This window comes from candidate division WOR-3 bacterium, assembly GCA_026418155.1.
GTDB lineage: Bacteria > Hydrothermota > Tepidihabitantia > Tepidihabitantales > CAIPLT01 > JAOABV01.
Genome location: JAOABV010000040.1, coordinates 1 through 14552 on the forward strand (window position 1 = coordinate 1; position 14552 = coordinate 14552).

The following is a 14552-nucleotide window of genomic DNA, read 5'->3' on the forward strand; positions in this document are numbered from 1 at the left end:
CCACGATTATTTTGCTTTCGTCAAAATTGCTATCCACTATCCCTAACTTTTTCCACTCATCTATCTGACCTTTTATATTCTTGTGTTTAAGTAATTCTGTAATCACCTGCATACCGGCATCTTTTTGAGCAATCCTGTCTAAACTAATTACATAATTAGAATTAAAAACAAACTTCGGCTTATTCCAGATTTTAACCAACTCGTCTTCAAATTGCGATATAAAATCAATTATTTTATAAGCAATGTCTTTATAAACCTGTAATTGCTTTATCCTTCTTTGAGTCCATTCACCCTTCTCCTTGAAAACATACTGATAAAGCCAAAGATTAAACTGCTCCTGTAAAAACTGCTTTGCGTTTTTATTGATAAAATAATCTACCTCGCTCTGCTTCTCAAAAATCCTAAACGCCTTCTCTAAAGTCTCCTCAGTAATATTTACTTTTCTTCTTTTTAACTCCTTAAGAATCTCGTCAATCTTGGTCGTGCTGCCCTTCTCCGAATAAAAAACATTAAAAACAATTTTCCCATCATTTCTTACTTCTTTTAATTTATAAATCAACGCTCTTTTCTCGTTGGCCTTCTTATGCTCTAACTGTGAAACATCAAAAAAGAATTTATGCCTGTCAATCTCTACATCAAGATCCCTAAATAACCGCTCGGACTTAACATAATAAAGCATATGAGTCTTCCAAAATAAAACCACATCCTTATCATCCGTGTAAACCTTCTCGTAAATATCTTTTTCTGATGGAGTAAAATTAAAATACACCGAACCACTTTCCGAAAAATAAGACTTAAAAAAAGTGTAAAGCTTGTCAAACAATTCCTCTTTGAATTTTACCGGCTCAGTAAAATCCTTAACAGCATTTTTGATATATTCCTGTAATTTAGGAAAAACCCCTTCTTTATAATACTTCGATTTTATCCTCATCAAATTAATATAACCAGACTTCCCCTTAATCTCCGCCCCAACAAATATTTTCTCTAACTCATCATAAAATTTTTTCTCATTAGTCATTACTATTTCCTTTTTTCTTTAATAATGTTTTACTACATAATAAATCTAAAAACATTTTTGTCAAGGTTATCTGTCTGGAAAAAATGTCATTAAACAGAAAGTTTTCTAACTCCTATCGGCTAAACAATCAAGCATTAATTTTTTACTAATAAATATGAATAAATACTAAAATGTCTTTGGGCTGCTTATTTTAATTATTTATATTCTATTTGCTACATAATAAGTTAATTAATGATTAGTTTTATTTCTTTTTGATGATTACTTTTAGAATATCTTATGAAGTCGACACCTTTGCCAAGATTCTCTGCAGAGATTTTTTTAAGATAAGAACCAGTATTGAGATATTCTTTTACCAAATTTTTGTATTGGTCTGCTTGATGGATAGCGTAAACAACGATGTGAAATTTAGAATATTTATGTTAAAGAAAAACTTTTTTCTATTGATATATTAAAATTAAAAAACAAAGAAATACTACTATTTAATTCTTGACCTATCACGATTTTTCGGTATGATGTTAGCAATGGAAATAACTTTATTAAAATATCGGAGGATTTTATGGATATTAAGAAAGTCGGTGTAATTGGTGCAGGCACAATGGGTAATGGTATTGCCCAAACTTTTGCCAGTAATGGCTATGAAGTCGTCATGATTGATATTGACCAGAAGTTCCTTGATAACGGAATGGCAACAATCAAAAAGAGTCTTGCGAAGATGGTGGAAAAAGCCAAGATGACCCAAGGAGATGCTGATGCCACAATCGCGAGAATTAAAACCGGCACTGACTTGGGTTTAGCCCAAGACTGTCAATTGGTAGTTGAAGCAGTAGTAGAAAAAGTTGATGTCAAAAAGGATGTCTTTAAGAAGTTATGTATGCAAAGTCCTCAGGAAACGATTCTGGCTTCAAATACTTCAACGATTTCCATTACCGAAATTGCCTCGGCAACTCATAGACCAGATAAAGTAATTGGTATGCATTTTATGAATCCTGTGCCTTTAATGCAATTAGTCGAAGTAGTCCGAGGCTTGGCAACCAGTGATGAGACGACTAATATCATTGTAGAATTATCAAAGAAAATTGGTAAAACTCCAGTAGTGGTTAATGATTCACCGGGCTTTGTTTCGAACCGAGTGCTATTGCCAATGATTAATGAAGCAATCTATGCATTACACGAAGGCGTTGCTGATAAAGAGGCAATTGATACAGTGATGAAACTTGGTATGAATCATCCAATGGGTCCTTTGGCTTTAGCCGATTTGATTGGGCTTGATATCTGCCTTGATATTCTGAATGTGTTATATCGTGACTTGGGTGACCCCAAATACCGTCCCTGTCCATTATTAAAACGAATGGTTTCAGCAGGTTATTTGGGCAGAAAGACCAAGAAAGGATTTTATACTTATTGAGATAATTGACTACAAAAATCATTAAGAGAAGCACAAGGTTATCCGAATTTAATTAAAATTTATTGGAAAATAGATTTAGAGTTATTTTTCTTCCCAATTTTCGTTTGGGCCATACAGTTTTTTCTTTTTTACAAGTAACCTCTACTCAAGAAAAAGCCAAGGAATTAATCAAAAATAATGTGGATAATGGAACTGTAGTAGTATCTCGAATCCAAACATACGGCAAGGGAAGGGGTAATAACATCTGGATATCCGAAGTTGGCGGTCTCTATTTTTCTATTATTTATCAATCTGTGTCATCAAACGACCAGAGCACAACCTTGACAAAAATAATTGGTATTGGCGTAAAATCTGCTATTGAAAAAATTCTATTGCCGATAGGCGCAGTTAATTTAGAAATAAAAGGGATAAATGATGTTTTGTTAAATAAGAAAAAAGTTGCCGGCGTCTTGGTGGAAACTGAATCGTTCGTGGGTTTAACTGCTCAAATCAGTAATCAACCTAAATTTTATCTTTTAGGCATCGGGATAAATGTGAATCAAAAAAGTTTTCCCCAACAACTTAAAGATGTTGCAACATCTTTACTAATTGAAACCGGCCAGAGAATATCACGGTTTGCAATTCTTAAAGCAGTTTGTGAAGAATTAGGCAAATTGCTCGATTAGATAACAATGTCAATTATAAATATTTGACTTAATAAATGTTATACTTGACGAGTTAGGTTCAGAAAAATTTTATGTTGGATATTCAAATGTTGATTGCTCAAAGATATAGAAAAATGTTAAAGGTTCAATAGTTGAAGGTTAAATTGAAGAAAGAAAGTATTCTTTTCAATGCCGATAGTTGCAATATTATCTTTCTAAGAGTTTCAAACAAATTCATTGACAGAACTGATACTATGGTTAGAATATAACTATGCCATTGACGCCGATTGAAATAAAAAACAAAAATTTCTCTACTGCTATTGGTGGCTTTAATAAAAAAGAGGTTAAAGCCTTTTTGGCCATAGTGAGTAAAGAAATCGAAGAATTACGCAATGAACGGGCAAGTTTAGCCCAAAAAGTCGACGAACTCTCAATGCGGATTGCGGGCATAGAAAAGACCGAAGCATTGTTAAAAGAAACCTTGATGACCGCACAAAAAGCGACTTCGGAAATAAAAGATAACGCCAAAAAAGAAGCCGAGTTGATAATTAGTAAAGCAAAAACCGAAGCAGAAAATATTAAACATCATCTTCAAGAGCAGATTCAAAGAATGGAAAAAGTAATTGCTGATTTGCAAGTGCAAAAGATTAATCTTATCAGTCAAATTAAATCAATGATTACAAATTTCTCAATGTTGATTGAACAGATGGAATCAAAGGAGAAGAAATCTTAATGTCTATGCATCAAACTAATATTTTTCAGAAAATTCAAGAAAGCGTCAGGTTTATTCGTAGTAAGATTGACGATAAACCGAATATCGGAATCATTTTAGGCACTGGGCTGGGAAAATTAGTATCAGACATAACGATTAAAAAAACAATCGATTATACGGAGATACCTCATTTTTTACGCCCAACAGTTGAAAGTCATTCTGGACGATTAATCTTTGGTCGATTAAGTGGTAAAAGAGTTGTCGCAATGCAAGGCCGATTTCACTATTATGAGGGTTATGATATGGCAGATATTACTCATCCGGTTCGTGTAATGAAAGAGTTAGGGGTAAAAATTCTGATTGTTTCAAATGCCAGCGGCGGCTTAAATCCACAATTTTCCGTTAGCGATATTATGGTGATAACTGACCACATTAATCTGATGGGCAATAATCCATTACGGGGAGTCAATGATACTAAATTAGGACCAAGATTTCCTGATATGTATAATTGCTATGATAAAGGACTAATTAAATTAGTTGAAGCAGTAGCATTAAAATCAAAGATTAAGATTCAAAAAGGTGTTTATGTTGCGGTCCATGGTCCTAATTTGGAAACTGCAGCCGAATATCGGTTTTTACGAATTATTGGCGGAGATGCGGTAGGTATGTCCACGGTTCCGGAAGTAATTGTCGCGCGACAAATTGGTCTTAAAGTTTTGGGTCTTTCCGTAATTACTGATATGGGGTTACCTGATGCAATGCAACCAGTAGCATTTACGCATGTTTTAGCCGCTGCCAATAAAGCCGAACCTAATTTGACCCGATTGATTCGTGAGGTTGTAAGGGCAATTCCTATAAATGAACTTCGCAAATAATTTGAATAAAAAATTCATTGTGTCATCAGTAAATAAATGCAACTTAATAGACAATGGAATAACTAACAAATATTCATGGAATTATCTGATTATGGATAATAAATTGATAATGATATGTGCATTTTGTGGTAACCAGGTCATCTGAAGTGAAAATTACCTCGAAAAAAAGTTTTCTTTTGATATTGTTAGTTCTAATAGTATTGCTCGCTTGTGCAAAACGAAAAACAGTAATGGTTAATTACAATCCGGAAGAAGATTTTAACCGAGCACTCAGTGCCTTTGAATCTAAGCAATATAATAAAGCAATTGAGATGTTTCAGAATGTTCTTTTTAATTATCCGGGCACAAGTTATGCGGGTGATGCTCAGTTTTATATTGCTAATGCTTACTTTATGAAAAAGAATTATCGTGATGCAATTTATGAGTTCGAATTTTTTATCAAAAGTTTTTTAGGAAGCCAATATTTAGAAGAGGCTTATTATAAATTAGCCCTTTGCTATTACTATTTAGCACCGACCGTAATCCGAGACCAATCATTTTTATATAAAACGGTTGAGATTTTAGATGAACTTCAAGAAAAGTTTCCTGCGACTAAATATACAGATGAGATTAATAGGTTAAAAAGAGAAGTTGCGGAACGATGGGCGCAAAAGGAATTTATTGTTGGCGAATTGTATTATAAAGCCGGGGAATTGACTTCTGCTCAGGTATACTTTCAGTACTTGCTGGATAATTTTCCTTCGACCAAATGGGCCGAACGAAGCACTTTGCTTTTAGCACAAATTTATGAAAAAAAAGACTCTTTAGATAAGGCGATTAACCTTTATCAAATGTTATCGAATGCCACCGAAACTGATACGGCAATAAAAAAGATTGCCCAAATGCGACTGAAACAATTAGGAGTAAGTCCTTAAATGTTATGGCCAAAGATTTTCCTAAAAAAATTGGCATTTTCGGTGGTGCATTTAATCCGATTCATTTAGGCCATCTGGTCACAGTAGAAGAGGTTAGAGAAAGATTGAAATTAGATAAAATTATTTTTATTCCGACATTTTTACCGCCACATAAGAAAAAAATTGTTGATTATCGTCATCGCCGTTCAATGGTTAAATTAGCAATTAAAAATAACCCGAATTTTGAAATCTCGGATATTGAAAAACGAATCAAGGGAAAGTCGTTTACAATTGAAACATTGAAATTATTATCGAAAAAATACCCTAAAGCCCGATTCTATTTAATTATTGGTGCAGATGAGTATTTGTTATTAAACACTTGGCATGAACCAGAGAAATTATCTCAATATGCAACTTTGGTTGTGATGTTAAGACCGCGCCAAGAGATTGATACTATCTACCCCAAGTTTGTTAATACCAAGATTATCAAAGTGACTCAAATTGATATATCGAGTAGTGAAATTAGACAAGCAATAAAATTAGGTAGAAGTGTGAGATATAAAATTTGCGATGCAGTTTATAATTATATTAAGAAAAATAAACTTTATTTAGAATAATTAAACACTTTGGAGGCATAAATGATAAATTATCTATATGGACAAGGACAAACACCATCTGGTGGAAATCCGATAATCGGTTTTTTACCAATAATTTTGATTATTGTCATTCTGTATTTTTTGATGATACTACCACAACAACGAAGACAAAAGAAGCATGCTCAGATGCTGGCTGAACTTAAAAGAGGTGACCGCGTAGTTCTCTCCAGTGGTATTTACGGTGTGATTACTAATGTTAAAGAGAGAACTTTTATGGTCAAAATTGCGGAGAATGCTGAGATTGAAATTGAAAAGACATCTATTGCTTACAAGTTATAGGAATTTTTTGTTTTTATAGATATTTTTGCTTATAAATAATAGGTATTCTTATCAGAATGAAAGGCGAAAATCGGAAAATCCGTTTATACGGTGACCCAATACTAAGAAAGAAGGCAAGACCAGTAAAAAAAATTGATAACTCAATTAAGAAGATAATCGCAGATTTAAAAGTAACTATGGTAACGCAAGATGGCTTAGGCTTAGCCGCAAATCAAATTGGCGAATTGGTTTCGATTTTCTGCTTTAATCCCGAACCAGTTAATGTAAAGAAGGACTCATCAGCACCCAATGATATTGAACCAATGGTTGTTATCAATCCTGAAATAATTAAATACGAAGGAGAAGAGGAAAGAGAAGAAGCCTGCTTATCAATTCCCAATATTGTTGAAGTTGTCTTGCGAGCCAAAGAAGTTGTTGTGAGAGGATTAGATGAAAACGGAAAACCTATTCAGATTGAAGGTAAAGGATTGCTTGCCCGAGTGTTTCAACACGAAATTGACCACCTTAACGGAATTTTATTTATCGACCATTTGTCACCAATTCGGCAGCAGATGTTAAAAAAACAACTGGAGGCAATAAGTCAAAAAAATCGCCAGACTTAAAACTGTTAAATCAAAGAGTTACTAATAATATGAAAGTCTTGTTCTGGGGAACATCTAAATTTGGAACTCGTAGTTTAGAAGCGATGGTTCAAAGTGGTTATGAGATAATTGGTGTTGTGACATCCCCTGAAAGACCTTCAGGTCGTGGATTAAAAATGCAACCGAGTCCGATAAAAATTACTGCTCAAAAGTTAAACTTAAAAATATTTGAGCCGGATAATCCTAACACCAATGAATTTTATGAAACTTTGCGTAATGAACAAATTGATATCTGTGTATTGGTCGCATATGGCTTTATTATAAAACCGCTACTTTTAGGATTACCCAGTAAAGGCTTTGTTAATCTTCATCCTTCACTATTACCCAAATATCGTGGAGCCGCACCCATTCAACGAGCAATAATGCAGGGAGAACAGAAAACTGGTGTTACTACTTTTTTTATGAATGAAAGAATGGATGCCGGTCCAATTATTTTACAAGCAGAGACAGAAATTGGTATTAATGAAACCTATGATGAATTAAGTGAACGATTAGCTCATATAGGTGCCGAGATTTTATTACAGACACTTAATCTAATTAAAGAAAATAAAGTTTCCGTAAGACCACAAGATGATAATCAAGTGACTTTTGCACCAAAGATAAAGAAAGAGGAGTGTTTGATAAATTGGCATTTTAGCGCTAAAACGCTTCATAATTTGATTCGCGGTTTATCTTCAGAACCTGGGGCTTGGACCTATTTTCGCAATCGAATAACAAAGATATTAAAAACTGAACTATTAACTGATACCATAGCAGGCTTAAGTAAATATAAACCAGGTGAAATATTACCTAATAAAAAAAGTTTACTTGTCGCAACTCAGGATGGCGTACTTAAAATATTGTCTTTGAAAATAGAAGGTGGAAAATTAATTAGTGGCGTTGATTTTATTAATGGTCAGCGAGTTCAAACTGGCGAATGTTTCGTTTCAATATGAGGTTTATTCATTGGCTATTAATTATTATTGGTGCATTTGGATTAGGTGTTATAATCTTTAATTTTTTAATTATGCCTTGGATTATTGGCCGAGGAAAAGAAGTAATTGTTCCCAATTTGATTGGTAAATCTTTGATTGAAGCACAAAAAATTCTGGAAGCTCAGAACCTTGCATTAGGCAAGACCGAAGAAATATTTGATACAATTTTTCCCATTGGTTATGTGGTTCAACAAAAACCTAAACCAGGAAGTATTGTTAAACCTGGGCGACCAATAATTCTCTATCTGAGCAAAGGAACAAGAAAGATAAAAGTGCCATTTTTATTACAAATGCCGTTAGAACGGGCGATGACAATTTTGTCTAACATCGGACTTATTCCGACTTCAATAGAAACTATTAGGTCAATTACTACAGGACAAGGCAAAGTAATTGGAATTGAACCAGAACCTGGTTCAGAAATTTCTCTCGGAACACCTATAAAATTATTGGTCTCAGGTGGACCAGCAGGAGCCTTTTTAATGCCTAATTTTGTTGGGGTGCCAATAAATATTGCAATTGATTCTGTTGTTAAGTGTGGTTTAGTTATCGGCACAATTCAAGAGCAAGAAGTAGAATCTGAAGCAGAAGCCGGAATGGTTGTGATTCAATACCCTGAAGATGGTATGCGCGTAAAAACTGGTGATACGATAAAACTGATTGTGGGAAAGAGAGCAAAATGAAGATTGCAGCATCAATTCTAAATTGTAATTTTTTGAATTTAGGTGATGAAATTAAAAAAATCCAACTCGCCGGTATTGATGCAATTCATTTGGATGTAATGGATGGTCATTTTGTGCCTAATCTTAGTTTCGGTGTTCCGATATTAAAAGCAATTAAGCCAATATTAAAAGTTCCTATCATAAGCCATTTGATGGTAAAAGAACCAGAGAAGATGCTCGAATATTTTATTCCTGATTCTGATGGTATAATTTTTCATATTGAAGCCACCAATAAACCAAATCAATGTCTTAAACTTATTAACGATGCCAGGAAGGTAACGGGTATTGCCTTAAATCCAGATACACCAATAGAGCAGGTTGAACCATTCCTTGATTTAATTGATGAGATTTTAATAATGAGTGTATATCCAGGATTTGGTGGTCAGACATTTATTCCTGGAACTATTACCAAGATTATCAAGACAAAAGAAATGATAAAAAATAAAAACATGCAAATTATGATAGCAGTAGATGGTGGAGTTAATCTTGATAACAGCAAAGAACTAATAAGCGCCGGTGTCGATATTCTAATAACAGGAACAGCAATATTTCATTCTAAAGATTATGTCGAAACGATTAGAAGATTTCGATGTTTGAAATAACTAACAAATTTAGTCAAAAATTATAATTACATCCCAAAGCAAACGATGTTTGAAATAATTACCGATAAATTCGTTAAATTACAAAGAAAATTATTAGGTTATGGTCGGCTCAGTTCCAAAGAAATATCAGAGGCAATAAGAGAAATTCGAATCACTTTACTCTCAGCCGATGTTAACTATAAAGTCGTGGGTGAGTTCATCCGAGAGTTGCAAACAAAAATCGAAGAGAAAAAAATCGTTGAGAGTTTAAGACCCGGCGAATTGATAAATGTTGTTTTATATGAAGAATTAGTTAAACTATTAGGTGAAAAACCCGCAAAACTACAATTTACTCGAACTCCAACAATAATAAATTTAGTTGGTCTACAAGGAACAGGCAAAACAACGACAGCAGGCAAATTAGCCGCAAAATATAAGAACAAAAAACCACTTTTGGTTGCCTGTGATGTTAAAAGGCCAGCAGCCTCAGAACAATTGAGATTATTAGCCCAAAGAGTCGGTTGTGACTTTTTCCCAGTTGGAGACGATGCACTTAAAACTTGTCTTTTAGCATTAGCCCAAGCAAAGGATAGAGGAAACCAGTTAATAATTTTCGATACTGCTGGACGATTGCATATTAATGAAGAGTTAATGCAGGAATTAAAAACAATCAAAGAAAAAACTAATCCAGATTATACTTTATTAGTTGTCGATGGGATGGTGGGGCAAGATGCGGTCTCGCAAGCACAAGAATTTCATAATGCATTGAATATTTCTGGTGCAATTGTGACAAAACTCGATGGTGACGCTAAAGGAGGTGCCGTGGTGTCGATTCGGAAAGTGACATCAGTACCAATATATTTTATCGGAACCGGTGAGAAAATAGAAGATTTAGAAGAATTTTATCCTGACCGAATCAGCACCCGAATTTTAGGACTGGGAGATATAAAAACACTTCAAGAAAAAGTTGCTTCCGCAATTTCACCCAAAGAACAAGAAGTAGTTGCAGAAAAATTTCTTAAAGGAAAATTCGATTTTAATGATTTTCTGAACCAATTGAAATCAATTAGAAAAATGGGGAGTATATCAAAATTGCTTTCAATGATACCCGGAGCAAAAAACTTAAAAGGATTGGAAAATATCGACGATAAAGATTTTATCCGGGTTGAAGCAATAATTCAATCAATGACCAAGGAAGAACGAGAGAATCCTGAAATTATTGACGGCTCAAGACGAAAACGGATTGCAATCGGCAGTGGAACATCAGTCGAAGATGTCAACCGCTTACTAAAGGAATTCCGTCAAGCCAAGCAATTGATGCAAAGTATGGGTTCTGGAAAACTGAAGTTCTTTAATAGGTAATAAATGTGATAATATCAAAATTCAAATCGTAAAATGCCAAATCAAATATTAAAATTTTTGATATTTTATTCGTATTTTAGACATTTGATTTTTAATATTTAATTTAATAAATGGAGGCATTATGTTTTGTCGTAATTGTGGAAGAGAAGTATCCGAAAAAGCAGAAATCTGTATTCATTGTGGAGCAAGACCATTGAACGGTGTAAACTATTGTCAGCATTGCGGCGCTGAGGTTAATCCTAATGCTGAAATATGTATTAAATGCGGTGTCCGATTAGTTGGCGTAAAATCAGTAGCAATGGGCGAAGTTATATACGCTGGCTTTTGGCGCCGATTCGTTGCTTCATTAGTCGATGGAGTTATTTTATTTGTTCCGATGCTGATAATTAATTTGATTTTTCCTTATGCGGGATGGTTTTTGGGAACAGTTGCTAGTTGGTTATATTATGCATTAATGGAATGTTCAGAAAGACAAGCAACATTAGGTAAACAGGTATTAGGTATTATGGTTACTGATAGTAATGGTAATAGAATTACATTTGGCCGAGCAACAGGACGACATTTTGCAAAAATTGTTTCGAGTTTAACTTTGCTGATAGGTTATATTATGGCAGGTTTCACTGAGAAAAAACAAGCATTGCATGATATGATTGCAGATTGTTTAGTTATTAAAAAATCATAAAATTATCTATTTGTAAAAAGGTATTAATGTGCACTGACAGCAATAAACAAAAGTTAAAAAGTTGTAAAATAATTTAGTCGTAAAGGAGGCATTATGTTTTGTCGTAATTGCGGTAAAGAGATTGCCGATAGGGCAGAAATTTGTATTCATTGTGGTGCAAGACCACTAACCGGAAACAAATATTGCCAGAATTGTGGTGTAGAAGTCAATCCCAATGCTGAAATCTGTGTCAAATGCGGTGTGCGCTTAGCAAAAGGTAAAGAAGGTAAAGATTGGTTAGTGGCACTTTTACTTTCAATATTGCTTGGTGGATTAGGTGTTGACCGATTCTATTTAGGATATATTGGACTCGGTATATTGAAACTGATAACACTTGGCGGATTTGGAATCTGGTGGTTAATAGACTTAATTTTAATTGCATCAAATAAACTGCCCGATAGTGAAGGAAAGGAATTAGTGAAAAAATAAATTGGTCTCGGCTAAAAGTCGTACGAGATAAAAAATTTATATTTAGTAGAGTCCGACTGGATATTTTTTGTAAGTGAGTAAAAAATCCTTTTGGGAGGTTTCCAACGACATTTTGATATTTGTAATCTTTTTTGCTTTAATTATTTCAGACATTTGTTCTGAACTTAATTCAACAATGTTCTTAGTGGCATATTTACCGAAAATTTGAATTGCTTGGTCTGATATTTTGATGGTTTTTCCGAATTTCTGGGCAAATAGTATGCCCTTGCGATACGGTCTTATTTTATTAAAGTTGTATACTACTTTATTCATTATAAAGATTTGTTCTTTTTGAATTAAAAAGTCATACTTTTGAAAGACGGATTGAGGGATGCCGTATTCTATTTCTAAGTTTTGTAGAATTTTATTTATCATAATGTTAAGTTCTTGGCAAAGAAGGATTCTTTTAGAGAATCATTGTTTTTCTAATAAAAGTTTAATTAAAATTTTAGGGTTTTTTCTTTTGAAATTTTTGCGGTTATATTTATCACAACTTTCTAATTTTAGCAATAAAGAAACCTTCAGTATCATTATCTTGAGGAAAAAGCCGGATTGTGTTTTGAATACTTTTATCAAATTTTTGTCCCTGCCATTCTAAAATTCCAGGGCGTGTTTTTAGGCCATCAATGGCTATTGGTTCGCAAACAGCAGATGAATATTTTTTTAAGAGATAATCAACTACCATTTCATTTTCTTCAGGTGCGTAAGTGCAAGTCGAATAGACTAATGTGCCTTTTGGTTTAAGACATTGAAAAGCAGAATTTATTAAGCCTTTTTGAATTTTAGAGTGCCGGATGATATTAGTCTCACTCCAATAAGAGACCGCTGACCAAGATTTTCTCACCATTCCTTCTAAAGAACATGGAGCATCAAGGATAACGCGGTCAAAATATTCAGGAAATAAATGACCTAATCTTTGTCCTGATTGTCTTATAATGACAGTATTCAAAACTCCTTGGTGTTCGATGTTGAAGATAAGTTTATTGATTCTCTTGGACGAGATGTCATTAGCGACAATAAGGCCGGTATTTGCCATAATTGATGCGATTTGAGTAGTTTTAGAACCAGGGGCTGCACTCATATCAAGTATGGTCTCATTAGGTTTAGGGTCTAAAACTAAGGCCGGTATCATCGAAGCAAGTTCTTGCACATAAATTAATCCTAAAAAGTGTTCAACTCTTTGGCCGAAATTTACTTTTTCATTGATTCGAAACGCCAAGTCATACCAAGGAACGGCTTCTAAATTTATATCAGATAAAAATGCAAGTACTTCATCTTTTTGGGCTTTAAGGGTATTAATGCGGAAAGTTTGTTTTAAGGGAAGTTTAGTAAATTTAAGAAATTCATCAAAATCAGGAATAATTGAAGCATATCTTTCAAAAAATCTTGGAGATAATTCGGTATGCATTTAATATTACTGAGTATATTTTACTAATAACTTTGGCCGGGATTTAGCGGGCATTAATTGAAAGTCGTCTTAAAGCATTTAATTTTTCTTTGTGACCGAGTTTGGCTTGTTTGATGGCATTTTCTAAGATCATAATCGATTTGTCATAGTCTTTTTGGTTAATAGGATAAGGATGACCATCTTTGCCGCCATGAGCAAAAGAATAAGTTACTGGGTCAGTAAAACTTGGTTTCGCACCATAGATGACTTCAGAAATTAATGCGAGCGCGCGGATGGTTTTAGGACCTAATCCTTGCGTGTCTAATAATTGTAGAAAGTTTTGTGGTTGTTTTTCATAGGTTTTTATTAGAATTTTTTGCAAATAATTGGGGTTAATGTCAGAGACTAACACTGGATGGTGTTGTGCCAGATTTAAAGTCTTTATCTTCGTGAATTCTTTTATTGTCGTTTCAGGATTTTCTGAGGCAATAAGCGTAGAAACTTTTCTTGTTAATGCACTCTCGTTCGCTACCATATTCAGAACATTAGTTTTGTGATTACAAACAATTGCTTTATGAGGTTCATTAACAAAATCATTAAGTTCTAAAGATAGCCAATGATATCGTCTTGCCCAACCGGTATTGATATTCATACCTTGTTGGACAACAGCCCATCTGCCATCTTTTGTGCCAATAAAAGTATGATGGTAAATCTGATAGCCATCTTGAAGTGCGCAAGTGTCGATTTTCGCACTCATCTTACTAGCGAAGATAAAGTCATTCGGGTCAAAAGAAAATTTTTCAGCATAATTTCTGATTTCCTCAGGTGTTTTGCGAGAGGTTTTGCCTTTTCCTCCGGCAATGAATAGACCTAAATCAAATTCTAAATCTTTTAGACCTTCTTTTAATGCGGCACATAATGTTGTCGTTAAACCGGAAGAATGCCAATCAAAACCTAAGACACAGCCAAGGCTTTGAAACCAAATTGGGTCAGAGATGCGGCGTAAAAATTCTTCAGTGCCATACTCGCCAATAATTATTTCACAAATTGCTCGAGATAATTTTTTCATCCTTTCAAAAAGCCATCGTGGGGCGTTTCCCCAATGAAGCGGTAATTCAGCAAAACCTGTTCGCATATAATCTTATTTTGCAAAATCCTAATATTGGAATATTCATAATATTGTAGTTAATTGATTCTACAGGTCAAGCATTTTCATT

18 protein-coding genes are annotated in these 14552 nt (G+C 34.0%); 14 read left to right on the forward strand and 4 right to left on the reverse strand.

Going from position 1 to position 14552, the window contains the following annotated elements; all coding sequences use genetic code 11:
- Positions 1-1018: site-specific DNA-methyltransferase (locus N2201_05425; protein MCX7785650.1), on the reverse strand; the 1018-nt coding region annotated here is incomplete at its 3' end.
- A 556-nt stretch (positions 1019-1574) separates the two neighbouring features.
- Between N2201_05425 and N2201_05430 the strand changes: the two genes are divergently transcribed.
- The 14 genes from N2201_05430 (at position 1575) to N2201_05495 (ending at position 11909) form a co-directional block, all read left to right on the forward strand.
- Entirely contained in the window at positions 1575-2423 is an 849-nt protein-coding gene (locus N2201_05430; protein ID MCX7785651.1) for a 3-hydroxybutyryl-CoA dehydrogenase, read from the forward strand.
- Positions 2424-2527: 104 nt separating this feature from the next.
- Positions 2528-3088 carry a biotin--[acetyl-CoA-carboxylase] ligase gene (locus N2201_05435; protein ID MCX7785652.1) on the forward strand — a complete coding sequence of 187 codons (561 nt, stop codon included), beginning with the start codon at positions 2528-2530 and terminating at the stop codon, positions 3086-3088.
- Positions 3089-3338: 250 nt separating this feature from the next.
- A complete protein-coding gene (locus tag N2201_05440; GenBank protein MCX7785653.1) occupies positions 3339-3800 on the forward strand; it encodes a DivIVA domain-containing protein in 462 nt (153 codons plus the stop codon).
- The gene (locus tag N2201_05445; GenBank protein MCX7785654.1) at positions 3800-4654 is read left to right on the forward strand and encodes a purine-nucleoside phosphorylase; all 855 of its coding nucleotides are present in this window, start codon (positions 3800-3802) and stop codon (positions 4652-4654) included. Before N2201_05440 ends, N2201_05445 begins: the two co-directional genes overlap by 1 nt.
- 146 nt (positions 4655-4800) lie before the next feature.
- Positions 4801-5568, forward strand: a complete 768-nt coding sequence (bamD, locus tag N2201_05450) for an outer membrane protein assembly factor BamD (protein MCX7785655.1) — start codon at positions 4801-4803, stop codon at positions 5566-5568.
- Between the two features lie 5 nt (positions 5569-5573).
- Complete coding sequence (nadD, locus tag N2201_05455; GenBank protein MCX7785656.1) at positions 5574-6164, forward strand: nicotinate (nicotinamide) nucleotide adenylyltransferase; 591 nt, start codon at positions 5574-5576, stop codon at positions 6162-6164.
- Between the two features lie 21 nt (positions 6165-6185).
- Positions 6186-6482, forward strand: coding sequence for a preprotein translocase subunit YajC (gene yajC, locus N2201_05460; protein MCX7785657.1), 297 nt, complete (start codon positions 6186-6188; stop codon positions 6480-6482).
- Positions 6483-6538: 56 nt separating this feature from the next.
- Positions 6539-7084, forward strand: coding sequence for a peptide deformylase (def, locus tag N2201_05465; protein MCX7785658.1), 546 nt, complete (start codon positions 6539-6541; stop codon positions 7082-7084).
- Between the two features lie 29 nt (positions 7085-7113).
- Positions 7114-8058: a methionyl-tRNA formyltransferase gene (gene fmt, locus N2201_05470; GenBank protein MCX7785659.1), complete on the forward strand. Its 945-nt coding sequence runs from the start codon at positions 7114-7116 to the stop codon at positions 8056-8058.
- Complete coding sequence (locus tag N2201_05475; GenBank protein ID MCX7785660.1) at positions 8055-8777, forward strand: PASTA domain-containing protein; 723 nt, start codon at positions 8055-8057, stop codon at positions 8775-8777. Before fmt ends, N2201_05475 begins: the two co-directional genes overlap by 4 nt.
- On the forward strand, positions 8774-9418 hold the full coding sequence (gene rpe / locus N2201_05480) for a ribulose-phosphate 3-epimerase (GenBank protein MCX7785661.1): 645 nt from the start codon (positions 8774-8776) through the stop codon (positions 9416-9418). The genes N2201_05475 and rpe overlap by 4 nt, the downstream gene beginning before the upstream one ends.
- 45 nt (positions 9419-9463) lie before the next feature.
- Positions 9464-10759, forward strand: coding sequence for a signal recognition particle protein (gene ffh / locus N2201_05485; GenBank protein MCX7785662.1), 1296 nt, complete (start codon positions 9464-9466; stop codon positions 10757-10759).
- A gap of 121 nt (positions 10760-10880) precedes the next feature.
- Positions 10881-11441: an RDD family protein gene (locus tag N2201_05490; protein MCX7785663.1), complete on the forward strand. Its 561-nt coding sequence runs from the start codon at positions 10881-10883 to the stop codon at positions 11439-11441.
- A gap of 93 nt (positions 11442-11534) precedes the next feature.
- On the forward strand, positions 11535-11909 hold the full coding sequence (locus N2201_05495; protein MCX7785664.1) for a TM2 domain-containing protein: 375 nt from the start codon (positions 11535-11537) through the stop codon (positions 11907-11909).
- A gap of 42 nt (positions 11910-11951) precedes the next feature.
- On the opposite strand, the gene N2201_05500 is transcribed toward N2201_05495, so the two are convergent.
- The 3 genes from N2201_05500 to N2201_05510 form a co-directional block, all read right to left on the reverse strand.
- Positions 11952-12323: a hypothetical protein gene (locus N2201_05500; GenBank protein ID MCX7785665.1), complete on the reverse strand. Its 372-nt coding sequence runs from the start codon at positions 12321-12323 to the stop codon at positions 11952-11954.
- Positions 12324-12435: 112 nt separating this feature from the next.
- Positions 12436-13356, reverse strand: coding sequence for an RsmB/NOP family class I SAM-dependent RNA methyltransferase (locus N2201_05505; protein MCX7785666.1), 921 nt, complete (start codon positions 13354-13356; stop codon positions 12436-12438).
- A gap of 43 nt (positions 13357-13399) precedes the next feature.
- Positions 13400-14470, reverse strand: coding sequence for a DUF763 domain-containing protein (locus N2201_05510; protein ID MCX7785667.1), 1071 nt, complete (start codon positions 14468-14470; stop codon positions 13400-13402).
- Positions 14471-14552: the final 82 nt, after the last annotated feature.

Bases quoted from the DNA above. Each gene is read 5' to 3' on its own strand.
- N2201_05430 (MCX7785651.1), top strand. From the start codon at position 1,575: ATGGATATTAAGAAAGTCGGTGTAATTGGTGCAGGCACAATGGGTAAT.
- N2201_05440 (MCX7785653.1), top strand. From the start codon at position 3,339: ATGCCATTGACGCCGATTGAAATAAAAAACAAAAATTTCTCTACTGCT.
- N2201_05445 (MCX7785654.1), top strand. From the start codon at position 3,800: ATGTCTATGCATCAAACTAATATTTTTCAGAAAATTCAAGAAAGCGTC.
- nadD (MCX7785656.1), top strand. From the start codon at position 5,574: ATGGCCAAAGATTTTCCTAAAAAAATTGGCATTTTCGGTGGTGCATTT.
- yajC (MCX7785657.1), top strand. From the start codon at position 6,186: ATGATAAATTATCTATATGGACAAGGACAAACACCATCTGGTGGAAAT.
- def (MCX7785658.1), top strand. From the start codon at position 6,539: ATGAAAGGCGAAAATCGGAAAATCCGTTTATACGGTGACCCAATACTA.
- fmt (MCX7785659.1), top strand. From the start codon at position 7,114: ATGAAAGTCTTGTTCTGGGGAACATCTAAATTTGGAACTCGTAGTTTA.
- N2201_05475 (MCX7785660.1), top strand. From the start codon at position 8,055: ATGAGGTTTATTCATTGGCTATTAATTATTATTGGTGCATTTGGATTA.
- rpe (MCX7785661.1), top strand. From the start codon at position 8,774: ATGAAGATTGCAGCATCAATTCTAAATTGTAATTTTTTGAATTTAGGT.
- ffh (MCX7785662.1), top strand. From the start codon at position 9,464: ATGTTTGAAATAATTACCGATAAATTCGTTAAATTACAAAGAAAATTA.
- N2201_05490 (MCX7785663.1), top strand. From the start codon at position 10,881: ATGTTTTGTCGTAATTGTGGAAGAGAAGTATCCGAAAAAGCAGAAATC.
- N2201_05495 (MCX7785664.1), top strand. From the start codon at position 11,535: ATGTTTTGTCGTAATTGCGGTAAAGAGATTGCCGATAGGGCAGAAATT.
- N2201_05500 (MCX7785665.1), bottom strand. From the start codon at position 12,323: ATGATAAATAAAATTCTACAAAACTTAGAAATAGAATACGGCATCCCT.
- N2201_05505 (MCX7785666.1), bottom strand. From the start codon at position 13,356: ATGCATACCGAATTATCTCCAAGATTTTTTGAAAGATATGCTTCAATT.
- N2201_05510 (MCX7785667.1), bottom strand. From the start codon at position 14,470: ATGCGAACAGGTTTTGCTGAATTACCGCTTCATTGGGGAAACGCCCCA.